Source organism: Xanthomonas pisi DSM 18956, assembly GCF_001010415.1.
Classification (GTDB): domain Bacteria; phylum Pseudomonadota; class Gammaproteobacteria; order Xanthomonadales; family Xanthomonadaceae; genus Xanthomonas; species Xanthomonas pisi.
Genome location: NZ_JPLE01000051.1, coordinates 1 through 24,597, shown reverse-complemented (window position 1 = coordinate 24,597; position 24,597 = coordinate 1). Strand labels below are relative to the sequence as shown.

General features: G+C 66.8%; 25 protein-coding genes and 1 pseudogene. 8 read left to right on the top strand and 18 right to left on the bottom strand.

The annotated features are described in order from the left end of the window. The 6 genes from Y887_RS21100 to radC all read right to left on the bottom strand — a co-directional run. Nucleotides 1-253: hypothetical protein (locus Y887_RS21100; RefSeq protein WP_211256994.1), on the bottom strand; the 253-nt coding region annotated here is incomplete at its 3' end. A gap of 34 nt (nucleotides 254-287) precedes the next feature. Further along, nucleotides 288-1,040, bottom strand: coding sequence for an SDR family NAD(P)-dependent oxidoreductase (locus Y887_RS12710; RefSeq protein WP_046964686.1), 753 nt, complete (start codon nucleotides 1,038-1,040; stop codon nucleotides 288-290). Nucleotides 1,041-1,203: 163 nt separating this feature from the next. Then, nucleotides 1,204-1,737: a hypothetical protein gene (locus Y887_RS12705; RefSeq protein ID WP_046964685.1), complete on the bottom strand. Its 534-nt coding sequence runs from the start codon at nucleotides 1,735-1,737 to the stop codon at nucleotides 1,204-1,206. Between the two features lie 5 nt (nucleotides 1,738-1,742). Then, nucleotides 1,743-2,612 carry an SPOR domain-containing protein gene (locus tag Y887_RS12700; protein WP_046964684.1) on the bottom strand — a complete coding sequence of 290 codons (870 nt, stop codon included), beginning with the start codon at nucleotides 2,610-2,612 and terminating at the stop codon, nucleotides 1,743-1,745. A gap of 169 nt (nucleotides 2,613-2,781) precedes the next feature. After that, nucleotides 2,782-4,470: an arginine--tRNA ligase gene (gene argS, locus Y887_RS12695; RefSeq protein ID WP_046964683.1), complete on the bottom strand. Its 1,689-nt coding sequence runs from the start codon at nucleotides 4,468-4,470 to the stop codon at nucleotides 2,782-2,784. 86 nt (nucleotides 4,471-4,556) lie between these two features. After that, nucleotides 4,557-5,234 carry a RadC family protein gene (radC, locus tag Y887_RS12690; protein ID WP_046964682.1) on the bottom strand — a complete coding sequence of 226 codons (678 nt, stop codon included), beginning with the start codon at nucleotides 5,232-5,234 and terminating at the stop codon, nucleotides 4,557-4,559. A 96-nt stretch (nucleotides 5,235-5,330) separates the two neighbouring features. Between radC and coaBC the strand changes: the two genes are divergently transcribed. Genes coaBC through Y887_RS12675 form a run of 3 tightly spaced genes read left to right on the top strand, consistent with a single transcriptional unit; the run spans nucleotide 5,331 to nucleotide 9,424 of the window. Further along, nucleotides 5,331-6,599: a bifunctional phosphopantothenoylcysteine decarboxylase/phosphopantothenate--cysteine ligase CoaBC gene (coaBC, locus tag Y887_RS12685; RefSeq protein WP_046964681.1), complete on the top strand. Its 1,269-nt coding sequence runs from the start codon at nucleotides 5,331-5,333 to the stop codon at nucleotides 6,597-6,599. Further along, entirely contained in the window at nucleotides 6,596-7,063 is a 468-nt protein-coding gene (gene dut / locus Y887_RS12680) for a dUTP diphosphatase (RefSeq protein WP_046964680.1), read from the top strand. The genes coaBC and dut overlap by 4 nt, the downstream gene beginning before the upstream one ends. 15 nt (nucleotides 7,064-7,078) lie before the next feature. After that, a complete protein-coding gene (locus Y887_RS12675) occupies nucleotides 7,079-9,424 on the top strand; it encodes a phosphomannomutase/phosphoglucomutase (protein WP_046964679.1) in 2,346 nt (781 codons plus the stop codon). Between the two features lie 284 nt (nucleotides 9,425-9,708). Here the strand turns inward: Y887_RS12675 and Y887_RS12670 are convergent, their stop codons facing one another. From Y887_RS12670 to pyrE, 10 genes and pseudogenes are all read right to left on the bottom strand, one after another. After that, nucleotides 9,709-10,242 carry a hypothetical protein gene (locus Y887_RS12670; RefSeq protein WP_425445641.1) on the bottom strand — a complete coding sequence of 178 codons (534 nt, stop codon included), beginning with the start codon at nucleotides 10,240-10,242 and terminating at the stop codon, nucleotides 9,709-9,711. Between the two features lie 251 nt (nucleotides 10,243-10,493). Then, nucleotides 10,494-10,835 (bottom strand): lipid-A-disaccharide synthase N-terminal domain-containing protein, encoded by a 342-nt coding sequence (locus Y887_RS12665; protein ID WP_005995568.1) that lies wholly within the window; start codon nucleotides 10,833-10,835, stop codon nucleotides 10,494-10,496. Beyond that, a complete protein-coding gene (locus Y887_RS12660) occupies nucleotides 10,835-11,557 on the bottom strand; it encodes a glycosyltransferase family 2 protein (RefSeq protein ID WP_046964677.1) in 723 nt (240 codons plus the stop codon). Before Y887_RS12660 ends, Y887_RS12665 begins: the two co-directional genes overlap by 1 nt. A 251-nt stretch (nucleotides 11,558-11,808) precedes the next feature. Continuing rightward, entirely contained in the window at nucleotides 11,809-12,774 is a 966-nt protein-coding gene (locus Y887_RS12655) for an SDR family NAD(P)-dependent oxidoreductase (RefSeq protein ID WP_046964676.1), read from the bottom strand. A 19-nt stretch (nucleotides 12,775-12,793) separates the two neighbouring features. Continuing rightward, the gene (locus tag Y887_RS20680; protein ID WP_245879473.1) at nucleotides 12,794-12,943 is read right to left on the bottom strand and encodes a suppressor of fused domain protein; all 150 of its coding nucleotides are present in this window, start codon (nucleotides 12,941-12,943) and stop codon (nucleotides 12,794-12,796) included. A 118-nt stretch (nucleotides 12,944-13,061) separates the two neighbouring features. Beyond that, a pseudogene (locus tag Y887_RS12650) lies at nucleotides 13,062-13,349 on the bottom strand (helix-hairpin-helix domain-containing protein); the annotation flags it as partial. Nucleotides 13,350-13,374: 25 nt separating this feature from the next. Next, the gene (locus Y887_RS12645; protein ID WP_046964674.1) at nucleotides 13,375-14,304 is read right to left on the bottom strand and encodes a ParB/RepB/Spo0J family partition protein; all 930 of its coding nucleotides are present in this window, start codon (nucleotides 14,302-14,304) and stop codon (nucleotides 13,375-13,377) included. Then, nucleotides 14,304-15,101: a ParA family protein gene (locus Y887_RS12640; RefSeq protein WP_046964673.1), complete on the bottom strand. Its 798-nt coding sequence runs from the start codon at nucleotides 15,099-15,101 to the stop codon at nucleotides 14,304-14,306. The genes Y887_RS12645 and Y887_RS12640 overlap by 1 nt, the downstream gene beginning before the upstream one ends. 115 nt (nucleotides 15,102-15,216) lie before the next feature. Next, nucleotides 15,217-15,882, bottom strand: a complete 666-nt coding sequence (locus tag Y887_RS12635) for a hypothetical protein (RefSeq protein WP_084726026.1) — start codon at nucleotides 15,880-15,882, stop codon at nucleotides 15,217-15,219. A gap of 22 nt (nucleotides 15,883-15,904) precedes the next feature. After that, a complete protein-coding gene (gene pyrE, locus Y887_RS12630; RefSeq protein WP_046964671.1) occupies nucleotides 15,905-16,564 on the bottom strand; it encodes an orotate phosphoribosyltransferase in 660 nt (219 codons plus the stop codon). A gap of 127 nt (nucleotides 16,565-16,691) precedes the next feature. Here pyrE and Y887_RS12625 point away from each other — a divergent pair, with 127 nt between their 5' ends. Genes Y887_RS12625 through Y887_RS12610 form a run of 4 tightly spaced genes read left to right on the top strand, consistent with a single transcriptional unit; the run spans nucleotide 16,692 to nucleotide 19,330 of the window. Continuing rightward, nucleotides 16,692-17,492 carry an exodeoxyribonuclease III gene (locus Y887_RS12625; protein ID WP_046964670.1) on the top strand — a complete coding sequence of 267 codons (801 nt, stop codon included), beginning with the start codon at nucleotides 16,692-16,694 and terminating at the stop codon, nucleotides 17,490-17,492. Then, nucleotides 17,489-17,752 carry a hypothetical protein gene (locus tag Y887_RS12620; protein ID WP_146093440.1) on the top strand — a complete coding sequence of 88 codons (264 nt, stop codon included), beginning with the start codon at nucleotides 17,489-17,491 and terminating at the stop codon, nucleotides 17,750-17,752. Before Y887_RS12625 ends, Y887_RS12620 begins: the two co-directional genes overlap by 4 nt. Further along, nucleotides 17,749-19,044: an AmpG family muropeptide MFS transporter gene (locus Y887_RS12615; RefSeq protein ID WP_046964668.1), complete on the top strand. Its 1,296-nt coding sequence runs from the start codon at nucleotides 17,749-17,751 to the stop codon at nucleotides 19,042-19,044. Before Y887_RS12620 ends, Y887_RS12615 begins: the two co-directional genes overlap by 4 nt. A gap of 58 nt (nucleotides 19,045-19,102) precedes the next feature. Continuing rightward, nucleotides 19,103-19,330 (top strand): hypothetical protein, encoded by a 228-nt coding sequence (locus Y887_RS12610; protein ID WP_029221462.1) that lies wholly within the window; start codon nucleotides 19,103-19,105, stop codon nucleotides 19,328-19,330. A gap of 383 nt (nucleotides 19,331-19,713) precedes the next feature. Here the strand turns inward: Y887_RS12610 and Y887_RS12605 are convergent, their stop codons facing one another. After that, entirely contained in the window at nucleotides 19,714-20,847 is a 1,134-nt protein-coding gene (locus Y887_RS12605) for an anhydro-N-acetylmuramic acid kinase (protein ID WP_046964667.1), read from the bottom strand. 480 nt (nucleotides 20,848-21,327) lie between these two features. Next, nucleotides 21,328-22,746, bottom strand: a complete 1,419-nt coding sequence (locus Y887_RS12600) for a M23 family metallopeptidase (RefSeq protein ID WP_046964666.1) — start codon at nucleotides 22,744-22,746, stop codon at nucleotides 21,328-21,330. Nucleotides 22,747-22,916: 170 nt separating this feature from the next. On the opposite strand from Y887_RS12600, the gene tyrS reads away from it, so the two are divergent. Next, nucleotides 22,917-24,128, top strand: a complete 1,212-nt coding sequence (gene tyrS, locus Y887_RS12595) for a tyrosine--tRNA ligase (protein ID WP_046964665.1) — start codon at nucleotides 22,917-22,919, stop codon at nucleotides 24,126-24,128. Nucleotides 24,129-24,597: the final 469 nt, after the last annotated feature.

Genomic DNA, 24,597 nt, shown 5'->3' with positions numbered 1-24,597 from the left:
ACAGCGTGGAGCGCCCTTTCCTGCGGCTGCGTGGTGTGTTGCTGCGCAGTCGTGCGCGATCGGGCGGGATGGCCGAGTCGGCGTAGCGCAGCTTGCGGAATCGTCGAAAAAAAGCCGCGCAATGCGCGGCTGTCGAGTCTCGCGTGCGTGTCTGCAGCAGATCGGCAGGGCGATGGGGGATCGCCCGCCACGCGCGACGCGGGCTGGATCCTTCGCTGCCACACCACGGATGCGGCAGCGCATCTTCACTCACTACGCGTCATCGCAGACGCGGCGGCGCTTGTTCACTACGCGTCGCGCGCCACCTGAAATCCGGCGAACGACTGCGTCACCGGCATGATTTCCAGCCGATTGATGTTCAGATGCGCCGGCAGGCTGGCGACGTAGAAGATCTGCTCGGCGATGTCCTCGGCGGTCATCGGGGTGGCGCCGCGGTACAGCGTGTCCGAGGCGGCCTGGTTGCCGCCGGTGCGCACCAGGGTGAACTCGGTTTCGGCCATGCCCGGTTCGATCGAGGTCACGCGCACGCCGGTACCGTGCAGGTCTGCGCGCAGGCCCAACGAAAACTGCTGCACGAACGCCTTGGTGCCGCCGTAGACGTTGCCGCCGGTGTAGGGGTAGGTCGCCGCGACCGAGGCGATGTTGATGATGGCGCCGCGGCGTGCGATCAGCGCCGGCAGCAGGCGGTGGGTGAGGGTGACCAGTGCGGTGACATTGGTGTCGATCATCTGCTGCCACTGCGCAAGATCGGCCTGCTGCGCGGGCGCGGTGCCCAGCGCCAGGCCGGCGTTGTTGACCAGCACATCGATCTCGGCGAATGCGGCCGGCAGCGCGTCGATGGCCGCCGACAGGGCCTGCGCATCGCGCATGTCGAACGCAGCGGTATGCACCTGGCCAGCGGGCAGTTCGGCCGCCAGTGCGTCCAGGCGATCGGCACGCCGGCCGGTGGCGATGACCTTCCAGCCGGCGGCGGCAAAGCGGCGTACCGCAGCGCTGCCGAATCCGGAGGTGGCACCAGTGATCAGGACGGTCTTGGACATGGGAACTCCAGGAATGGGGGGGCTTGAAGTGGCTTGAAAACGTGGCGAGCGATGGTCGGGTGGGTGCGGCGCGCTCGGGGCCAAAGTGTACGAGGGGTCCGGACCGCGCCGGGCATCGGCCGCGCCTGCCTGACGGTGAGCGCAGTCGTTATGTTTGCCGCTCTTAGGGCACAGGAACCGGGCGGGCAGCTGCGTCCTGACGTGCGCGCAGCATGTCTGCAGTGAGCGCTTCGCGGGCGATCACATGCCCTCGGCGCAGCCGCAGCAGCACATAGCCAGCCGGCGCGTCGGACGGTAGGTTCTCCGCAGCCGGCAGGGCGGCGATCACCTCGCCATCCACCCACACCGCCGCGACCGGCGCGCGCTGGCCGGGGAACAGCACCGCCAGCGGCAGTTCCGGCGGCGCCTCGGCGCAGGCACCCAGCACCACGCGATCGAGCACCAGCTGCTGCGCGTCGACGCGCCAGAACGCCTGGTAGCCACGCCAGTTGGCGCTGCAACTGCCCAGGGCGTCGCCCGCCTGCGCCACGAAGCGCTTCCAGGTGGCGGGGTCGTCCAGCGGTCCGGACAGCGGCTCGGCCAGCAGCAGTGCCTGCTGACCATCGATCTGGATCTGGTCGGGAATCTGCTCGGTGGCCTGCGCCGTGCCGATCAGCCCAAGCAGTCCCAGTACCGTGCTGGCGAGCCTGCGCATCACCGCGCTTACTGGGCCTTGATCGCGATGGCAGGCAACCCGCTGCCGGTGAGCTTCTGCTTGGCTTCGGCCAGTTCGCTTGCGGTGCCGTACGGCCCCATGCGCACGCGGTAGACCGTCTTGCCGCTGATGTCGGCCGATTCCACGCGCGCGGCCAGGCCCATCATCGCCAGCTTGGCCTTGGTCGACTCGGCGTCGCCGGAGGCGCCGAACGAGCCGGCCTGCAGGATGTAACGGGTGTTGTCGGTGGCGGCCGGTGCTGCCACCGCCGCTGTCGCTGGCTTTGGAGCCGTCGCGGCCGGCGTGGTGAGTGCCGCGGTGCTGGCCGGTGCCGGCGTGGCTGCCGGACGTGTCTGGGTGGCTTCCGGCAACGGCTTGGGGGCGCTGGCGGCGGTTTCTTTCAGGGGCATCGGCACGCTGGCCGCTGGCGTGGCCGCAGCGACGCTGGCTGCGGCCCCCGGCGCCGGCGCGACGGGTTTGCCTTCCAACGCGGCGCGCGCGCGCGCGGCCTCTTCGGCACGCGCGCTGGCAGCCAGTTCGGCATCGGACATCTGCACTTCCTTGCCGGGCAGCAAGGTGTAGAAGTCGTACTGGGTCTGCGCATCGCCCGGCTTGGGCTGCGGCTTTGGCAGGGGCGCGCTGGGCTTGGGCAACTCGGCCGGCGTGTCGGTGTCGGCATCGGCCACCGGTTCGGGCTGCGCGTCCGGATTGGCGCGGGGGCCGACACGGAGGAAGCCGTCGCCATCCTTCTTGAACAGGTTGGGGGCGGCCAGGAAGATCCCCGCCGCAATCGCGGCGCCCGCCACCAACCACACCCAACCGGGCGTGCCATTGCTGGTGTTGCGTCGTGCCTGGCTCTTACCGCGTCGTGCTGCCATCTACCACTTCTCCGAATCATGTCGTTGCGGGCGGTGCGCCCGGCTTGGTGCGGCGATCGCATCCGCTGCGTCTGCCTTGGGCGGCGCAACGCACGCGCGGGGCGATGGAGACCGCCGCTGACCGAGCAGGCAGGCGCGCGCTCCACGCCTGCCCGGTTGCTTTCAGTGACTACATCTTTTCCGGGGCGCTGACGCCGAGCAATTCCAGGCCGTTGGCGAGCACCTGCTGGGTCGCGACGGCAAGGGTGAGTTTGGCGTCGCGCTCTGCGGCATCGTCCACCAACAGCTTGGTGTTGTGATACCACGTGTGGAAGGCATGCGCCAATTCACGCAGGTACTGCGCGATCTGGTACGGCTCCAGTGCCTGGCCGGCGATTTCCACCACTTCCGTATAGCGCGACAGCTCCAGCATCACGTTGAGCGAATGCTCGTCGTCCAGCCGGGCGAGCTGCGCAAGACCGTTGGCCTGCTCGTACTTGAAGCCCTTTTCCTGTGCCTGGCGCAACACGCTGCATACCCGTGCATGCGCGTACTGCACGTAGAACACCGGGTTGTCGTTGCTCTGCGCGCGCGCCAGATCGATGTCGAAGGTGAGCTGCGAATCGGGCTTGCGCGCGATCAGGAACCAACGCACCGCATCGGCGCTGGTTTCCTCGATCAGATCGCGCAGGGTGACGTAGCTGCCGGCACGCTTGGACAGCTTCACTTCCTCGCCGCCACGCATCACCGTGACCATCTGGTGCAGCACGTATTCCGGCCAGCCCTGCGGGATGCCCAGCTCCAGCGCCTGCAGGCCGGCGCGCACGCGCGTCAGCGAGCCGTGGTGGTCGGCGCCCAGTTCGGTGATCGCGCGCTCGTAGCCGCGCTGCCACTTGGTCAGGTGATAGGCCACATCCGGCACGAAGTAGGTGTAGGTGCCGTCGGACTTGCGCATCACGCGGTCCTTGTCGTCGCCGAAGTCGGTGGACTTCAGCCACAACGCGCCGCCTTCCTCGTAGGTATGGCCGGAGGCGATCAGCTTCTGCACCGCTTCTTCGACCTTGCCGTCCTTGTACAGCGAGCTTTCCAGGAAGTAGATATCGAAGTCGACCCGGAATGCAGCCAGGTCGTGGTTCTGCTCGTTGCGCAGGTACGCCACCGCAAAGCGGCGGATCGATTCGAGGTCGGCCGGGTCCTTGGTGCCGGAGACCAGGTGGCCTTCCAGGTCCACGGTATCGCCGGCCAGATAGGCCGCGGCCACATCGGCGATGTAGTCGCCGCGGTAGCCGTTCTCCGGCCAGCCGTCGCTGTCGGGGGTGAGCCCCTGCGCGCGCGCCTGCACCGACAGCGCCAGGTTCTCGATCTGCACGCCGGCATCGTTGTAATAGAACTCGCGCTTGACGTTCCAGCCATTGGCATCGAGCACGCGCGCCAGGCTGTCGCCGATCGCCGCGGCGCGGCCGTGACCAACGTGCAGCGGGCCGGTGGGGTTGGCCGAGACGTATTCCACGCCGACCGAGCGGCCGTTGCCGGCCAGACCGCGACCGTAGTCGTTGCCCTGCTTGATCACATGGGCCACCTCGCGCTGATACGCGGTGGGCGCCAGATGGAAATTGATGAAGCCGGGCCCGGCGATCTCCACCTTGGCCACGTCCTCGCTGGCCGGCAATGCGGCCACCAGCGCCTGCGCCAGGGCGCGCGGATTGCTGCGCGCGGGCTTGGCCAGCAGCATCGCGGCATTGGTGGCGAAGTCGCCGTGTTCGCGTGTCTTGGGTCGCTCGACCACAAAATCCGGCGGCAGGGTGTCGGCGGGCAGGGTGCCGTTGGCGCGCAAGGCTTCGATGCCTTGGCCGATCAGTGCGCGGAGTAGGGCTTTCACGTGGGATCTGCTTGGAACCAAACCAGCGATTTTACCCGACCGCGCGGCACACGGTCCGGCCGATGGTTCAGGTCGGCGCGGCGGACTCATTCCAGCCAGCCGCGCTCGGCCAGCGAGACGGGGCGGCCATCGCCGATGACGAAATGGTCGAGCAGGCGGATGTCCACCAGGTCCAGGCCCTGCAGCAGGCGCCGGGTGACCGCGCGGTCGGCCTCGGACGGCTCCGGATTGCCGGACGGATGGTTGTGCCCGACGATTACCGCGGCGGCGTTGTGCAGCAGCGCCCGCCGTATCACTTCGCGTGGATGGATGTCTGCGCCGTCGATGGTGCCGGTGAACAGTTCCTCAAAGGCGATTGCGCGATGGCGGTTGTCCAGAAACAGCACCGCGAACACTTCGTAGGCCCGCGCGCGCAACCGCTGCGAGAAATAGCGACCCACGCTGGGCGGGTCGCTCAGGGCCTGGCCACGCTCCAGTTCGCTCATCAGGTGGCGATGCGCCAGCTCCATCGCGGCGCTGAGCTTGCACGCCGAGGCCGGGCCCAGGCCGGGCAGGCGCGACAGGGCCTTGGCCGGGCGATCCAGCAACAGGCGCAAGGGGCCGTGGCGATGCAGCAGATCGCGCGCGGTCTGTACCGCATCCTGGCCGCGCAGCCCGGAGCCGACGAAGATCGCCAGCAGCTCCGCGTCGGAGAGGGCAGCGGCTCCGCGCGCCAGAAGTTTCTCGCGCGGGCGCTCGTTGGTGGGCCAGTCGTGTATGTGCATATGGCGAGATTGCCGATGCTTATCGCGCACGCCCATCAGGCCAGACGGGGGCATCGGCTAATCTAGTTGTCCTTGTAACCGTAGGACGACTCCGACGTGATCGGCTCCACTCAGGCCCGCCCCCTGGACGGACAGCGTTTGCTGCTGTGCGTCGGCGGAGGCATTGCCGCTTACAAATCGCTCGAACTGGTCCGTCGCCTGCGCGACGCCGGCGCACAGGTGCAGGTCGCCATGACCAGCGGCGCGCAACAGTTCGTCACCCCGCTGAGCTTCCAGGCGCTGTCCGGGCAACCGACCCGCACCACGCTGTGGGACAGCGCCGCCGAGCAGGCGATGGGGCATATCGAACTGGCCCGCTGGGCCGACCGGGTGATCGTGGCGCCGGCCACCGCCGATCTGCTCGCGCGCCTGGCGCACGGGCTGGCCGACGACCTGGTCAGCACGCTGTGCCTGGCCACGACCGCGCCGCTGACCGTGGCCCCGGCCATGAACCACCGCATGTGGCTGCACCCGGCCACCCAGGCCAACATGGCGACCCTGCGCGCGCGCGGAGTGGCAGTGGTCGGCCCCGACGACGGCCCGCTTGCCGAAGGCGAATCCGGACCCGGCCGCCTGGCCGAGCCGGCGGCCATCATTGCCGCGCTGGCCGGCACCGCTGACGCTGCCGCTGCCGCTGCGTCTGCAACCCTTGCTGCGCCGGCCTTCGTGCCCAGCAGCGCCGAACTGGACGGCCTGCGCATCGTCATCAGCGCCGGCCCCACCTTCGAAGACCTGGACCCGGTGCGCTACGTCGGCAACCGCAGCAGCGGCAAGATGGGCTACGCACTGGCCGCCGCCGCCGCGCGTCAGGGCGCCGAGGTGGTGCTGGTCAGCGGGCCGGTGCACCAGACCACGCCGGTCGGCGTGCAGCGCATCGACGTGCGCTCGGCTGCGCAGATGCGCGATGCGGTGCTGGGTGCGTTCCCGGCCGACATCTACATCGGCGCGGCGGCGGTCGCCGACTACACGCCCAAGCGGGTGGTCGCACAGAAGATCAAGAAGACCGGCGAAACGCTGACCCTGGAACTGGTGCGCACCCCGGACATCCTGTCCGAGGTCGCCGCGCAGACCGGCGCGCTCAAGCTGGTGGTCGGTTTTGCGGCCGAAACGCACGACGTGGAGCATTACGCGCGTGGCAAGCTGGCGGCCAAGCGGCTGGATCTGATCATCGCCAACCAGGTCGGGATCGCCGGCGGCGGTTTCGAAAGCGACAACAATGCCGCCACCGCGTATTGGCAGGGCGGCGAGCGCGCATTTCCCACCAGCAGCAAGACCGAACTGGCCGACCAACTGCTGGCCCTGATCGCGGAGAGATTGCAGGCATGAGCCACCCGACCCACTCCTTGCAGGTGAAGTTGCTCGACCCGCGCTTCGGCGATCTGTGGCCGCTACCGGCCTATGCCACCGAGGCCAGTGCCGGCATGGACCTGCGCGCGGCACTGGAAGCGCCGATGACGCTGGAGCCGGGCGACGCGGCGTTGATCCCCAGCGGCATCGCGATCCATCTGGCCGACCCGCAGGTATGCGCGGTGATCCTGCCGCGCTCCGGGCTGGGCCATCGCCACGGCATCGTGCTCGGCAACGGAACCGGACTGATCGATGCCGATTACCAGGGCCCGCTGCTGATCAGCACCTGGAATCGCGGTCGAGAGCCCTTCACCATCGAGCCGGGCGACCGGATTGCGCAATTGGTGATCCTTCCGATCGTGCGCGTGGGCTTGCAAGTGGTGGATACTTTCGTGGACAGCGCGCGGGGAGCGGGTGGATTCGGCCACACCGGCGTGCGCTGACGGGGGAGCTTGACGATGAGCAAGGCGAACGAGCGCAGGCAGGGGATGTCGGGCGTGCGTACGAGTGGTCCGGTGTTGGGGGGCGTGTTGTTGCTGCTGGCCGCCTGGTTCGGCTGGAACAGCTACGCGCAGTGGCGTGAGGATGCGATCTCCCAGGACCTGGAACAGGCGCGCGACCGTGCCGTGCAGGACGTCGGCAAGGCGATGGCTGCACAGGCGACCGAGCTCGACGCCGTGCTCAAGCAGCCGCCGGTCGCCAGTGCATTGGCCAGTGGTGACGCGCTGGCGGCCGCCTCGGCGATCCGCGAGCGCTTCAAGGGCGCCGAGGATGTGCAGGTATTGCCCGGCGATCTGGCCGCCGCCTACGCCAATCCCAAGGACTTCGGCTACGCGCGGCTGAGCCTGCTCGAATCGGCGCTGGTGGCCGAACGTGCGCAGGTGCACGTGGTGCGCGATGCCAAACAGGTGCGGCTGGGTGTGGCCGCTGCGGTGCGCCTGGGCGCGCAGCCTGCGGTGGCCTATGCACGGTTGCCGCTGCTGCGCCTGACCGGCCCGCTGGATGCGATCGCGGTGCCGGGCAGCGCCTATCTGGCGTTGCGCCAGGGCAGCTACAACGTGGCCCAGCAGGGCGATGCGGGCCTGGCCGATGCCGCCGAAACACTGGCAAAACCGCTCGGCAGCAGTGGCCTGCGGGTGGCCGCTGCGGTCCCGCAGAGCGACAGCGGCCCGCTGGGTCTGGGGGCGCTCGGGTGCGCCATCGTGGCCGGCTTGCTCGCCATCATCGCGGTGTTGCTGGTGCTTGCCAGCCGCGGCCGGGTGGCGCTGCCGCGCCGGCGCGTTGCCGGCGATGCGGCCACCGACGAGCCGACCTTCAGCCAAAGCCTGCAGCACGACGCCAGCCTTGCCAACGAAGCGCGCGCGCTGGATGAGCCGACAGCGCCTGCTTCGCCACCGGTGGTCCCGGTGGTGCAGATCGCCACCGAGATGTTCCGCGCCTACGACATCCGCGGCGTGGTCGGCAAAGAGCTCAATCCCGGCGTTGCCGCACTGATCGGCCAGGCCATCGGCAGCGTGATGCAGGCACAGGGGCTGCGCGATGTGGTGGTGGGGCGCGACGGACGTCTGTCCGGGCCGGAGCTGACCAACGGCCTGATCGAAGGCCTGCGGCGTGCCGGCTGCAACGTGACCGACATTGGACTGGCGCCGACGCCGGTGGTGTATTTCGGTGCCTATGAACTGCGCGCCGGCAGCTGCGTGGCGGTGACCGGCAGCCATAACCCGCCGGACTACAACGGCTTCAAGATCGTGATCGGCGGCGAGACGCTGTCCGGCACCGCGATCGCCGAGCTGCACCAGCGCATCAACGAAGGCCGCCTGCATACCGCCGCCACGCCGGGCGAGCTGGAACAGCGCGACATCAGCGATGCCTACATCCAGCGCATCGCCGACGACGTGCAGCTGGACCGCCCGATCAAGGTGGTGGTGGACGCCGGCAACGGCGTGGCCGGCGAGATCGCGCCGCGTCTGCTGGAGGCGATCGGCGCCGAGGTCGTGCCGCTGTATTGCGATATCGACGGTACCTTCCCCAACCATCACCCCGACCCGAGCGAGCCGCACAACCTCGCCGATCTGGTGAGGATGGTGCAACGCTTCGATGCCGATATCGGCGTGGCCTTCGATGGCGACGCCGATCGCCTGGGCGTGGTGACCAAGGAAGGCACGATGGTGTTCCCCGACCGCCTGCTGATGCTGTTTGCCGCCGATGTGCTGCAGCGCAATCCGGGCGCATTGGTCATCTACGACGTCAAATGCACCGGCAAGCTGTCGGACTACGTGCTGCGTAACGGCGGCAGCCCGCTGATGTGGAAGACCGGGCATTCGCTGATCAAATCCAAGATGCGCGAAACCGATGCCGAGCTGGCTGGCGAGATGAGCGGGCATTTTTTCTTCAAGGAACGCTGGTACGGCTTCGACGACGGCATCTATGCCGCTGCGCGCCTGCTGGAAATCCTGGCCCAGCGCGAGGAAACCCCGTCCGAGGTGCTGGATGCCTTGCCGGAAAGCGTGTCCACGCCGGAGATCAAGGTGCCGGTGGAGGGCGATGCGCATGCGCTGGTGGCGCGCTTTGTCGAGCGTGCCCAGGCCGGGGACGAGTCGCCGTTCGAATCGGCGCGCCTGTCGACGATCGACGGCCTGCGCGCGGATTTTGTCGATGGCTGGGGCCTGGTGCGTGCGTCCAACACCACGCCGATCCTGGTGCTGCGTTTCGAAGCCGACACCGAAGACGCACTGCAGCGGATTCGCGGGTTGTTCCGCAGCCAGTTGCAGGCCCTGCTGCCGGACCATCCACTGGAATTTTGACCGGCCGGTGCGTCACGGGCGACTGCTCTGCCGGCATGCCGGCAGGGCGGGTCGTGGCGCCGCAGTGGCCGATCACGCCGTGCTCGGCGCCGGCAGATGTCGGCGATCACCGCAGCCCGCCCTGACCGACCCAGGCGACCGACGTCAGACGCGCCCAAGCAGACGCCGCTCGACGTCAACGTTGATCAGGCGGACGTCGCTCGCACAGATATCCCGCAAGGCTGATAGGCGAAGACGCGCGTCAGTCTTTCCGGCTCGAGCCGGACGAATGCACGCGATCACGGTCATCTGTCTCCCGGACCCGGCATGCGTGGACCACCAACCGGCACTGCAATCGCGGCGCCGTGCGCGGCGTGGTCTTGCAGCAGCCAGACCGCATCCCAGTACGGATACTCGCCGATCTGCGCAGCCAGCCCTGCGCGTAATGGCAACGCCACCAGCGCGCGCGCGAACTGTCGATGGTCCTCAGTCGGCGCAAGCGCCGACGCCTGCATCTGCGGCTGCCACACTATCCCGCCACGGCCGCGCGCACGATTGACCGCCTCGGCAGCCGCCTGTCGTGCGACCGCAGCCAGTTGCAGCAGCGCAGCCTTGCCCGGTGCCTGCAACAGCGCACACCAACTGTCCGGCAGCAGCACCCAGCACAGTAGCTGCGCACCCTGCCAATGGCCGACCGCCGCAAGGCTGGCCGCTGCCGCCCGCGCGCAACGCCAGTCGGCAAACAACGGCACCTGCTGATGCGTGTACAGCCGCAGGTGCCAATGCGCCGCAAGCGGTGCCAACCCGGACAACGGACGATGGAGGAGCACGCTGGACATAGGCACAGCATGCCGATGAGCAAACAGCCGCGGCATCGGCCACGGGCCTCATTCCAGGTCGGTAGCCAGCGCATCGCGACGTACGAAAAAACGCGTTGACCCCCAGCTATCGGGCCTTGACGTTATCCACCACAAAGCAGAGCCGATGCAGCGTGCCCCATCGGCTCAGTGACGAAGCCCGCATCACGTCAAAGGCTCGAGACCTGGATCAGCCGTGCCGCACTTACGAATCCCCAATCCCCAATCCCCGCTCAATGCTCCGCCCGGTCCCGCTTCCAGCCGCGATGCTTCACATCCAGATACAGGCTGTAGAACGCGGTAAACGCCGGGAACAGGTTCTGCAGCACGCCGACCGAATCCTGCTTGGCCGAGAACACGAAGTAGCTCAGCGTCATCAGGCTGCCGACCACGCTCATGTACCAGAACAGCCGCGGAATCACCGGCTTGCCGGCGCGCTTGGAGGCGACGAACTGCACCAGCCAGCGCCCGCCGAACATCAACGCGCCCACATAGCCGATCAACTTCCAGCCGGTGACATGGATGCCGGTCCAGTACAGCCAGGTCAGTTGCTGATCCAGCAGGCTCGTTTCCATCAACGTTCCTCCACCGCAGTGCGCTTGCTGCGGGTGATCAGCCACGCCACCCCGCGCAAGTCGCGGATGCCCACCAACGCGCGATTGAGATTGTTGTACTTGGACACGCCGGCGGTGCGATGGCGGTGGTTGACCGGCACGCTCACCGTGCGCCATCCGGCGCGCTGCATCAGTGCCGGCAGGTAGCGGTGCATGTGGTCGAAATAGGGCAGATCCAAAAACGCCTCGCGCTCGAACAACTTGATGCCGCAACCGGTGTCGGGCGTGTTGTCCTGCAGCATGCGCGAGCGGATCGCATTGGCCCATTTGCTGGCCCAGCGCTTGGACCCGGAATCCTGCCGGTTGACGCGCCAGCCGGCGAACAACTTGACCTGCGCGTCGGCCTGGCTGCGCGCGATCAGCAGTTTGGGAATGTCGGCCGGATCGTTCTGGCCATCGCCATCGAGCGTGGCGATCCAGCTTGCGCGCGCGGCCTTCACTCCGCTGCGCACCGCCGTGCTCTGCCCGCTCTGGGTGACGTGATGCAGCACCCGCAGTTCCGGTGTGGTGGTCTTCAGACCTTGCAGCACCGCCAGGGTGTCGTCGCGCGAATGGTCGTCGACATAGACGATCTCGAACGCCACCAGCCCGCGCAAGGCGGCGACGATTTCGCCGACCAGCGCGGCGACGTTATCGCGCTCGTTGAACACCGGGACGACGACGGAAAGCTGAGGTTGGCTCATGGATTCGTGGTGGCCCGATGATGGCTGTGCGAAAAAGATCGCGCATTGTGCCCTGAGCGTCTGAGCCAGGCATGAAGCCGACGCGCGTTATGTGCAGTGGAGCGATGGTAAAGCCGCCTGTAGCGAGGGGCGCATCCGATCAGCAGCGGCGATCGACCGGGGCAGGCCCGCGTTGGCCGAACATCGGCGACATCGCAGGAGACGAACACGGCAAGCCGCCGCGTGGCCTGCAGGCACTGCGGCGGCGAGGCTCAGGCGCGCTCGCCGAAATAGCTGCGGCACCAGTCCACCACCTGTGGCAGGCCGCGCTCCACCGGCGTGGCCGGATCGAAGCCGAACGCGGCCTGCGCGCGCTGCGTGTCGGCCATGGTGCGGATCATGTCGCCCGGTTGCATCGGCCGGTAGACCTTCTCGGCCGGGCGGCCTGCGGCCTGGGCGATCACGTCGATGAAATATTCCAGTTCCACCGGGGTGTGGTTGCCCAGATTGAACACCCGGTGCGGAATCGCCTCGGCGCTGGGCGTGTCCAGCGCGCCCAGCACGCCGGCCACGATGTCGGCCACGAAGGTGAAGTCGCGCTGCATCCTGCCGTGGTTGAACACCTCGATCGGGCGACCGGCCAGCACCGCGCGGCTGAAGATCAGCGGCGCCATGTCCGGCCGGCCCCACGGGCCGTACACGGTAAAAAAGCGCAGCCCGGTGGTGCGCAGGCCGTACAGCTGCGCATAGGTGTAGCCCATCAATTCGTTGGCCGCCTTGGTGGCTGCGTACAACGAACGCGGCTGGTCCACCCGCTGGTCCTCGGAAAACGGCGGGGTGGCCGAATCGCCGTAGACCGAACTGCTGGACGCATACACCAGGTGCTGCACGCCGCGGTGCCGGCATAGCTCGAGCATGTTGACGAAGCCGACCAGATTGCTGTCGACATAGGCAGCCGGGTTTTCCAGCGAATAACGCACACCGGCTTGCGCGGCCAGATGCACCACGCGGGTGGGCTGGATCTCGTCGAACAGCGCCGCCAGGCCATCGCGGTCGGTCAGATCCAGCGTGCGGATGTCGATCTGCGGGCACAACGCCGCCACCCGGTCGCGCTTGAGCTGCGGGTCGTAGTAGCTGTTGTAGTTGTCCAGGCCCACCACGGCCTCGCCGCGCGCAGCCAGTGCGCGGCAGGTATAGGCGCCGATGAAACCTGCGGCGCCGGTGACGAGGATGGTCATGGCAGTGGTCCTGAAAACGTCAGAGGGAGGTGGGGAAGCAGGGCTCAAAACAGCCAGAAGAGCGCTTGGTCGCCACGTTGCGGCGGCGCAGGTCAATGCCGTCCCGAATGTTGCCGGCATCGAAGCGCTCCAGCAGTGCATCGCTGCCCTGGCTCAGCTTCAACGCCATTGCTCCGAAGACATCGTATCGCCAGCGTGGCTCATGAGCGGCGTTTGCCGTCGCTGCCGGCGCCGGGATGGACGACACGGCGCGCCGGCTGCGGTGCGGTTGCAGGCGGCCCTACGCGCTCGGCTGCCAGCGTTGCCTTGCGCTCGGCGCTGAAATCCCACCAGTTGCGCGCCGGCTCGCCTTGCATGAAACGCACCAGCGACAGGAAGACATCGATCACGCACGGGTCGTGGGTGACGCCGGTGCACAGGCAGAGCTGTGCGTACATGTCGTAGGCATCGCGGCCATGCAGCTGCGCCGGCATGCGGATGCCGATCCGCTGCAGATCCTTTTCGCAGGCCGGCCCGACGTTGGGCAAGTCGGTCAGGCGCAGCAGGTGCGCGCGGTCCACTTTGGCGGGATGCATCGCTGATCCTCCTGCGCTGGCTGCATCACCCCTTGCGGGTGCGCAAGCGTTCCAGCACGCCTTCCAGGGTATCCAGGTCGGTGTAATGGATCACCAGCTTGCCCTTGCCGCCGCGGCCATGGTTGAACACCACCTTGGTGCCCAGCGATTCGGACAGCTCGGTCTGCAGCGAGGCGATATCGGCTTGCGGCGCAGCGGTCACCGGCTTGCCCTTGCGCAGCGAGCCCGGCACCTTGCCGGCGGCGAACTGCTGTGCGCGATGTTCGACCTCGCGCACCGACCAACCCTGGTCGGCCGCTTCCTGTGCCAGCTTGCTGGCCAGCTCCGGTGCCAGGGTGAGCAGCGCACGCGCATGGCCCATTTCCAGGCGGCGGGTTTCCAGCAGCACCCGGATCGCCACCGGCAGTTCCAGCAGGCGCAGCAGGTTGGACACCGATGCACGCGAGCGGCCCACCGCTTCGGCGGCCTCGGCATGGGTCAGCGAAAATTCGTCGATCAACCGCTGCAGCGCCTGCGCTTCTTCCAGCGGGTTGAGGTCTTCGCGCTGGATGTTCTCGATCAGCGCCATCGCGATGACGGTGCGGTCGTCCAGCTCGCGCACCACCACCGGCACCTCGGTCAGCCCGGCCAGCTGCGAGGCGCGCCAGCGGCGTTCGCCGGCCACGATCTCGAACTGCCCCGGCGCCAGCGCGCGCGCCACGATCGGCTGGATCACGCCCTGTGCCTTGATCGACTCCGCCAGCTCGGCCAGCTTGACCTCGTCCATTTCGCGGCGCGGCTGATACTTGCCCGGCTGCAATTGGTCCACCGGCAACTGGCGCAGGGTATCGCCCGGCTGCAGCGCGTCCTCGCTGGTTGCCTCAGGTGCCGCTGCCGCTGCTGCGCCCTTCGGTCCCAACAGCGCTTCCAGGCCACGGCCCAGGCCGCGTTTCTTTGCCAGGGGCGGCTTGCTCATCAGACGGTCTCCACGGGCCGGACGGCCTTGTTGCGGTCGTTCTGGCGGCGCACGATCTCGCCGGCCAGCCCCAGGTACGCCACGCCACCGCGCGAGGTGCGGTCATACCCGACGATGCTCTGGCCGTGGCTGGGCGCCTCGGCCAGGCGCACGTTGCGCGGCACGATGGTGCGGAACACCTTGTCGCCGAAATGCTCGGTCAGCTCCGCCGACACCGCATTGGCCAGGTTGTTGCGGATGTCGAACATGGTGCGTAGCACGCCTTCGATTTCCAGCGCCGGGTTGAGGTTGGCGCGCAGCGCTTCGATCGTCTCCAGCAGCGCGGTCAGCCCTTCCAGCGCGTAGTACTCGCACTGCATCGGCACGATGATCGAGTCGGCGGCGGTCAGCGCATTGAGCGTCAGCAGCGACAGCGCCGGCGGGCAGTCGATCAGGATGAAGTCGTACTCGTCGCGGATCGGCGCCAGCGCGCGCTTGAGCCGCTGCTCGCGCTCGCCCTGGTCCATCAACTGGATCTCGGCAGCGGTCAGATCGATGTTGCCCGGCAGCAGGTCGAAGCCCTCCGGTGCGGTCACCCGAATCTCGGCGGCAGTGTTTTCGCCCAGCAGCAGGTCGCAGGTGGAGGCAGCCACATCGCGCTTGTCGATGCCGCTGCCCATGGTGGCGTTGCCCTGCGAGTCCAGATCCACCAGCAGCACACGCTTGGGCGCGCGCGCCAGGCCGGCCGCCAGATTGACTGCGGTCGTGGTCTTGCCGACGCCGCCTTTCTGGTTGGCAATGGCGATGATCCGGGCCATGCGGGAGAGCCTCGTGGGCAAGGAGTAAGACCGGCCATTATGCGGGCAGGGCGTCGGATCGGGAAATGCCGCCCGCAGCGGCGCATCGGGCGAGCGGGAATGACGCCCGTGCGGTTCAGCCGGCGGGCGAGGCGCCGCCGGGCGGTTCCTTCATGGCGCGGTAGCGCTGCAGGATATCGGCGATCTCGCCATCCAGCGCGGTGCGCTGCTGCTCGAAGCTGGTCTGCAGTCGCAACTGCGCCATCAGTTCGCGATGGCGTAGCTGGATGTCGCCGGCCAGCTTGTCGGCCACGGCCTGGCCGGCCAGCTCGCGGTCGCCGGCGGCGCGCAACATGCTGGCCAGGCCTTCGCGCAGGCTGGTCACATTGAAGCGCGCGGTGTGGATGTTGTTGTCCACGATGGCGATGCGCTCGTTGAACACCCGGCGCAGGTCGTCTTCGCTCTGGTACGACATCAGCATGGCCTGGTCGGTGCGCTGGCGCATCTGCTCGGCGGCCAGGTCGGCCTGGCGTTGTTGTTCATTGGCCGCGGCCGCAGCACGCTCGTCGCTGCTCAACGCGCGCTGCACCTCGGCGCTGCGCATGCCGCTCTTGACGTTGAACTCGTCGCGCGCCTGATTCACCGCCTCCGGTGGCAGCGTGTCGCTGCACACCCGGGCGCCGTTCTGGTTCCAGCAGTACAACTTCTTGGCGGCAGGTTTGTCCTGCGCGCCGACCGGCACGGCCATGACAGCGGCCGTCACGGCGGCGAGTAACGCCAAACGTTGGTGTTTCGGCATCATCGCAGCCCCCTGTCGCCTGCCGTCAGCCTGTGGTGTCGGTTCCGTAGCGGCCACGATAGGCCAGCAGCGGTTCCCGGTAGTCGACAAGGTCGGCGTTTCCTGCCGCAAAAGCAAGCAGGTCGGCGAGGTTGGCCACCGCGATCACCGGGATGCCGGCCTCGGCCGCCACCGCTTGCGCGGCCGAGCGGCGGTCCTGCTCGGAGGCGATCTCCTGCCGGTCCAGCGCCACCACGATCCCGGACGGGATGCCGCCGGCGCCACGGATGATGCCCAGTGCCTCGCGGATCGCAGTGCCGGCGGTGATCACGTCATCGACGATCAGGACCTTGCGCCCGGCCAGCGGCGCACCGATCAGGCTGCCACCCTCGCCATGGTCCTTGGCCTCCTTGCGGTTGAACGCCAGCGGCAGATCGCGTCCTCGCCCGGCATAGGCGCAGGCCAGCGCGGTCGCCAGCGGAATGCCCTTGTAGGCAGGGCCGAACAGCAGGTCGAAGTCCACCCCGGCCGCATCGATCGCATCGGCATAGCATTGCGCCAGCTGCGCGGTCTTGACCCCGGAATCGAAGCGCCCGGCATTGAAAAAATACGGGCTGAGCCGCCCGGACTTGAGCGTGAACTCGCCAAAGCGCAGGGCATCGGCGCCCAGGGCCAGCTGCAGGAAGCGGGTGCGGTGGTCGGTCATGGTGACGAGATTGGGGAGTGGGGATTCGGGATTGGAAAGCATAGCCGGTCGCGCCTTGCGGCATCCGCTGATGCGGTACGCTTTCACGAATCTCCAATCCCCATTCCCGAATCCCGGCTCTTCATTCATGCGCATCATCAGTTTCAACGCCAACGGCCTGCGCTCGGCCGCCAGCAAAGGCTTCTTCGATTGGTTCGCCACCCAGGACGCGGACGTGCTGTGTATCCAGGAGACCAAGGCGCAGGAACATCAGCTGGCCGGCCCGGAGTTCCTGCCTGCCGGCTACAAGGCCTGGTTTCGCGACGCCAGCACCAAGAAGGGCTACAGCGGCGTGGCGATCTACGCCAAACAGGCGCCCGACGAAGTGCGCACCGCGCTGGGCTGGCCGGAGTTCGACGAAGAAGGCCGCTACATCGAAGCGCGTTTTGGAAACCTCAGCGTGGTGTCCTTCTATATTCCCTCCGGCTCCTCCGGCGAGCTGCGCCAAGGCTACAAGTTCCAGGTGATGGAATGGCTGCGGCCGATCCTGGACGAGTGGCTGGCCAGCGGCCGCCAGTACGTGCTGTGCGGCGACTGGAACATCGTGCGCTCGGCGCTGGACATCAAGAACTGGAAATCCAACCAGAAGAATTCCGGCTGCCTGCCGCCCGAGCGCGATTGGCTCAATGGCCTGTGCGCCGACGCCGCAAGCGACGCCAGCGCTGCCGATGGCCGTGGCTGGGTCGACAGCTACCGCGTCCTGCATCCGCAGGGCGAGGACTACACCTGGTGGAGCAATCGCGGCGCCGCGCGCGCCAACAATGTCGGTTGGCGCATCGACTACCAGCTGGTCACCCCGGGTCTGCGCGACGCGCTGCAGGCCTGCGCGATCTACCGCGAGCAGCGCTTCTCCGACCATGCGCCGTACATCGTGGATTACGCGTTGTGAGTCATCGCCTGCAGCCGGCTAACGCGGTGCCGGGCAAGGACGTTCGGGCGATGCGTTCGGCCCCTGCAACCAATGAAGACGTGGCTGCGACGAAGATCGGCAGGTGGGCGACATATGGCTGCAGCGGGCTGGGCAACGCCGGCATTGCCCAGCCTCGCTGGACCGGCCTGTTCGCTTCCGGCAGCTCAGCCTGCGCGACGGTCGATGACAATCCACCGGCCGGATCGTTCGCCAATCGCTTCCACCGGCTGCACGCATGACCAAGCCTGCATCAGGATACAAAGGGCTGCGCGGTATCCAGCAGGCATTTGCCACGCCGTCGGCGGCGACGATGGCGCTGCTGGGGTTTGGCAGCGGTCTGCCATTTCTGCTGATTGCCTCGCAGACCCTGTCGACCCGGCTCCGCGACGTCGGCCTGGACCTGGGCAGCATCGGCCTGATCAGCCTGGCCAGTTTTTTCTACCTGCTCAAGTTCCTGTGGGCGCCGCTGATCGACCGCTACGCGTTTCCGCTGACCGCCTTCCTGGGCCGTCGCCGGTCCTGGCTGTTGGTCGCGCAGATCGGCGTCACCATCGGCCTGGTCGCGTTGGCGTTTTCACGGCCGGACCTGAGCGTGACCGGGCTGGTGAGCTGGGTGCTGTTCGCTTCGTTCTGGGGCGCCACCCAGGATTCGGTCGTGGATGCCTATCGCATCGAAATCGCCCCGGAGACGGCACAGGCCGCACTGGCGGCGACCTATACGCTGGGGTATCGCGTCGGCCTGATCCTGGGCGGCGCGGGTGCGCTGTACATGGCCGAATACCTTGGCTGGACCTGGGCCTATCTGGGCATGTCGGCATTGATGGTGCTGCCGATCATCACCACCTTGGTATGCCGCGAGCCTGACCGCCCCGAAGCGACCGTGGTACGCCGCGTCGATGTTGCCGGTGCGTTCTGGCAGCCAATTTCCAGTTTCTTTTCCAGCAATGGACTGGCGTTGGGGATCGTGTTGCTGCTGTTTGTCGGCCTCTACAAGTTTCCGGACCAGGTGATCGGCGTGATGGCTGGCCCTTTCTATCTGGACTCCGGCTACACCAAGGCCGACATTGCCACTGTCTCCAAACTGTTTGGTGTCTGGATCGGCATTGCCGGTGCCTTCGCCGGCGGCGCCGCAGTGGCCGCGTTCGGCTTCCGCCGCATGTTGCTTGTGGCCGCGCTGGGAGTGGCGCTGTCCAACCTGGCCTTCCTGCTGATGGCGCACAACCCGGGCAAGCTGTGGGCGTTCTATGCCGCGCTCAGTGCCGATAACCTGTTCCAGGGATTTGCCGCTACCGTGCTGGTGGCCTTCATGTCGTCGCTGACCGACCGTAACTTCACTGCCACCCAATACGCCTTGCTGGTCTCGCTGGCCAATCTGCCGGGCAAGTTCGCCGGCGGCGTGTCCGGGTTTCTGGTCCAGGCCACCTCGTACAGCACATTTTTCATCCTCAGTGCGCTCACGGTGATTCCCACCCTGGCACTGCTGGCCTGGCTATGGCCGCGCTTGCTTGCGCACGACCGGCGTCCGGATTGAAACGTCCGTCCAGGTTGCCGATGATGCCTGCGGGGCAATCCATCGCACGAGGAAGGGCATGACCGATCTGGTGTTGCGTGATATCGATCCGCTGCTGGTAGACCGCATCCGCCGCATTTCCGTCGCACGCGGCTGGACCCAGCACCAGACCGTCATGCATCTGCTCGAACAGGGCCTGTTCGCCAGCGAATACGAAGTGACCGGCGGGCTGCAGCACCCGGAGGTCGATGCCCTGGCCGAAGCCATCGCCGCGCTCAAGGCATTGCCGGCAGGCAATACGCCTTAGAGCCGCCGACAGGACAGAGCGAAGAGTGGTCGGGTCGGTGTGGGAAGCGCGCCCGGAATCGGGGCCTGTGAGCGCTATGCCGAGGCTTGCCGGCCCTGCCCAGCAAGCCTGGCGGTGAGCGCAGTCGTCGTGTTAGCCGCTCTCAAGCGGCCAAGCTTTCAACCTGCGCGTCGCGCAAGGCGTTCGTCGTCAAGCCTCAGCTCGATCGATGCATCCAGTTGCGCAGGCCAGGCCAGGCGTGATGCATGCAGTGGCCATTCATGACCGACGATGCATCACTCGCCGGGTAGTCCGGCGCGATGGCGGCCGGCTAGCTGAGAACCAGCGCCTCAGGTTGCCTGGGCGACCTGGCACGTGGCGCCAGCGCGGGGCCATGCGGCGATTCACGCCGGATAGATCGCCCCCAGCAGCCGCGGCCCCGCCGCCCCGGTGACCGAAGGCAGATTTGCCGGGCGCCCGGCGAGCAGTTCGGCCGCCAGCCAGGCAAACCCCATCGCCTCGAGATAATCCGGGTCCAACCCGTATCGCGCGCTGGATTCCACCACCACGCCTGGCAGGCGCGCCGCCAGACGAGCCATCAGCACCGGATTGCGTACGCCGCCTCCGCACACCAGCACGCGGCGGGTCTGCGGCTGCAGGCGCAACAAGGCCTCGGCCACGCTGGCCGCGGTGAGTTCGAGCAAGGTCGCCTGCACATCGGCGGCCCGCAGCGGTGTGCTGCCCATCGCCTGCAGCACCCAGGCCAGATGGAAGTATTCGCGGCCAGTGCTCTTGGGCGGCGCCAACGCAAACCAGGGGTCGTCCAGCAATGCCTGCAGCAGCTCGGAATCGACCCGCCCGCTCGCAGCAAACGCACCCTCAGCGTCGAATGCCGTACCGCGATGTTGCAGGCACCAGCTATCGAGCAGCGCATTGGCCGGGCCGGTGTCGAAGCCCAGCACCGTGCCATCGCGCGGAATCAAGGTCAGGTTGCCGATCCCGCCCAGATTGAGCACGGCGCGGTCTTCATCGCCGGCCCCCAGCATCGCCAGATGAAACGCCGGCATCAGCGGCGCTCCCTGACCTCCGGCTGCCACATCGCGGCGGCGGAAGTCCGCTGCCGTGGTGATCCCGGTGTGCTCGGCAATCCGGCTCGCATCGCCGATCTGCCAAGTAAACGCCGGGTCAGCGGTCGGCCGGTGGCGAATGGTCTGCCCGTGCGAGCCGATCGCGCGGATGCGCTGTCGCGCGATGCCACTGGTATCGATCAATTGATTGGCCGCAGCCGCAAAAGCCAGCCCCACCTGCGCATCCAGTTGGCCCAACGCATCGATGGCGATGGTCTCGGCGCCCTGGCCCAGCGCAACCAACCTCTCGCGCAGCTGCGGTGCCCACGGTACCGTCATGCCTGCAACCAGTTCGCAGCGTCGGTGGCTGTCATCGGCAAAACGGACCAGCGCGGCATCGATGCCATCGGCGCTGGTGCCCGACATCAGGCCCAGATAGAGCGGGGAGTTTTCGTGTTCCAGAACGGTCATGCCAGAGCCAGATGCGCAGCGGTCATGCAGCTTGTGCAGCCTGGGCGGGGCCGTCAACTGGCCGCCGATGGATCTGGCCGAAAGGACGGCGCCCCTCAACAAACCGAGGCCGTCACTCGCCTGGGATCCGCGCGACTATTTCAGTGCGGCCGGCAAAGCGTCACCGGCAGGCCTCAGCTGTGTGTGGACGGCGCCCGCAGAACCTAGCGAACCAGTGTCCATGCCGCACCGAGCACCGGCAGCGCTCTGCATGATGGCTGCAGAGCAGTACTGTTGGCTGCTCCGGATGCGTCGCCTTGCGTCTGCACCGCTTCGCGCTGATGCAACAGTTTGCTGACGTGGAGGGTGCGGAGAGTCGTGCTCTCCACGGTCACTGCCACGAGCGCCTGGCATCTCAAGCGAACTCCCGCACCCTGGCGCACCTGCATTCGCCAGGCGCGGCACCCCGCGGATCAAGGCGATCCGCGCCCGCCGTCGCCCTCAACCGCGGGGCTTGCTCTTGGCAGTCTTGCCGGCATCGGCATAGATCATCTTTTCCATGCCTTCGATGCGTGCCATGGCCGGCGCAGTCTGTGCACGGAAGGCCGCCAACTCGGCGCCTCGCAGCGGCTCCGGCGGCGGCATCGTCACCGACATCGGGTTGCGCTGCTGCCCGGCGACGCGGAATTCGTAGTGCAGATGCGGGCCGGTCGCCAGGCCGGTCATGCCGACATAGCCGATCACCGTGCCCTGATTGATGCGCTGCCCGGCCTTGATCTTGCCGAAGCGCGACATGTGGCCATACAGCGTGCTGTAGTTCTTGCCGTGATCCAGGATCACCACATTGCCGTAGCCGCGCTGGGTGCCGACAAACACCACCCGCGCATCGCCGGCCGCCATGATCGGCGTGCCCGATGCGGCCGCGTAATCCACGCCTTTATGCATGCGCATCGTGCCCAGTACCGGATGCTTGCGTGCCCCGAAGGTGGAGCTGATGCGGCTATACGCCACCGGCATGCGGATGAAGCTCTTCTTCAACGGCCGGCCGGTGATGTCGTAGTACTCGGCCGGCTTGCCGGCGCGTTCGAAGCGGAATCCGGTATAGGTCTTCCCACCGGTGGTGAAGGTCGCCGCCAGGATGTCGCCGGTGCTGATCCGCTCGCCCTCGCGCCAGGTTTCGTCCATCACCACGCTGAAGCGGTCGCCCGGCTGCAGATCCTTGTCGAAGTCGATGTCGTACTTGAAGATCTCGTCGGTCATGATTGCCACCGCGGCCGGCGACAGTCCCGACTTGCCGGCCGATGCGTACAGCGAACTGCTGATTTCACCGCTGGCCACCACGGTGCGCGTGGTCGTCGCGCGCTCGGTCACCTTCTCGCGCACGCTGTCGCCCAACAGGCGCAATTCCACCCGATGACTGTCGTCGCGATCGAAGCGCAGTGCCCGCAACTCACCGGGCGTCGGCATGTCGAACGCAATCTCGGTCCCCGGACGCAGCTTGGTCAACGCCTCCTTGGTGCCAGGATGCGCCAGCACCTGATACATCACCGCGGTCGGGATTCCCAACTCCCCGAACAACGTGCTCAGCGTCTGCCCCGACTTGACCTGCAGGATTTCCCACTCCGTGCTCGGCGCCAACTGCTTGCGGCTGGGTACCAGTGGCGGCAACGGCAACGCCAGAGTGGAATGGCTGGAGAGCGGGGTGTCTATGGCGTTGGAAAAGCCTGGCACGATCGTCGCGACCATCGCGCCGATGGTCGCGAACAGGCTGGCGTGGATCCAGTGACGGCGCGTCCAGCGGTCGTTGAACGCGGCCGGCAGATGCTGCTTGAGCTTGCGATGCAGTGCAGTGTCGTGGAGGACGTGGAGGCGTTCTTGGAAGCGCCGCTTGCGTGCACGGCCCTGCTCTGAGTTCTGCATCGTTGGATTTCCTCGCTGGCTCGAAGTGCGAGCCCAATCGCCGGTACCATAGACAGCCTGTAACAGCGCGTCAAACCATTGAGCCTGTTCATTATTTTCACTTGGCGCGGAATTAACCCGCGTTTAACATCATTCACGTTGTTGACGGCAAATGCCGCTGGAGTCCGTGGTTGGCCACTATTGAAGAATCCCTCGCTCTCATCGGCCGTGGCGCCGACGAGATTCTCAAGCTCGATCAGCTCGAGGCTCGCCTGAAGTCGGGTGTGCCGCTGCGGGTGAAGGCCGGTTTCGACCCCACGGCGCCGGACCTGCACCTGGGCCACACCGTGTTGCTCAACAAGATGCGGCAGTTTCAGGAGCTGGGTCACCAGGTCATCTTCCTGATCGGCGACTTCACCGGCATGATCGGCGATCCCAGCGGCAAGAACGCCACCCGCAAGCCGCTCAGTCGCGACGATGTGCTGGCCAATGCCCGCACCTACGAAGAGCAGGTTTTCAAGATCCTGGATCGCGAGCGCACCGAGGTGCGTTTCAACTCCGAGTGGTTCGGCCAGATGAACGCTGCCGACATGATCAAGCTGTCCGCCCAGCACACCGTGGCGCGCATGCTCGAACGCGACGATTTCGCCAAGCGCTTTGCCGGCCAGCAGCCGATCGCCATTCACGAGTTCCTCTATCCATTGGTGCAGGGTTACGACTCGGTGGCCTTGAAGGCCGACGTCGAGCTGGGCGGCACCGATCAGAAATTCAACCTGTTGATGGGCCGTGGCCTGCAGGAGCATTACGGCCAGGCACCGCAGGTCGTGCTGACCATGCCGCTGCTGGAAGGTCTGGACGGCGTTGCCAAGATGTCCAAGTCGCTGGGCAACTACATCGGCATCAACGAGCCGGCCATCGACATCGTCACCAAGACCATGAAGATCGGCGACGAGCTGACCTGGCGCTGGATCGATCTGTTGTCCTTCGACATCGGCGTGGCCGAAGCGGCTCGCCTGAAAGAGCAGGTCGCCTCCGGTGAGCTACATCCGCGCGATGTCAAATTACGCCTGGCCCGCGAACTGACGACGCGTTTCCACGATGCGGCGACCGCCGAACAGGCCATCGCCGGCTGGCACGCCGTGGTGACGGGGCAGGGCGACACCAGTCTGTTGCCGCTGCAGGAGGTCGTGGTCCCGGTGGAAGGACTGCGGATTGCAAATCTTCTGACCGCTGCCGGGCTCACGCCGAGCAATTCGGAAGCCAATCGCAAGCTCAAGGAGCGCGCAGTCAAGATCGACGGAGAGGTGATCGAGGATGCCGGCCGCGTGTTCGCTCCAGGATTCGAGGCAGTCATCCAGGTCGGCAGACGCAATTTCGCCCGTGTGTTGCTGATCACTGGTTGAGTCTTGGCTGCTGCTGCATAGAGGCAACGCCGGCTCGCTGTTGTGACGCTCTATATAGAGCGCTGCAGCAGCCGGGTCGGTCTGCGTGCATGTCCTGCGAGACCAAGTGAGTGCCAACGCAAGCATTTGGCAACGTCGTGAAATTTTTTTCACAAAAAGCTTCCCAAAATCCTTTCGCGGGCATATAGTTCGCCTCCCCCGACGCAACGGACTCCGCAAACGCGGAACCAGAGCGAAAGGGTTCGAAAACTCCTTGAAATTAAGGTGTTGACGAAACGAAAAAGCCGGCTATGATGGGCGGCTCGCTACACGGAAAGACGCTACGGCGGATTGAGGTGCAGCGGCGGCAACTTCCTCTTCGCGAGGGGTTGACGAGGATGAAAAGCCTGCTAATATGGCCGGCTCGCTTCGCAGAAAACCTTCGGGTCGAAACGAAGCAGCGTCAACCACCTCGAAATGAGGTGTTGAC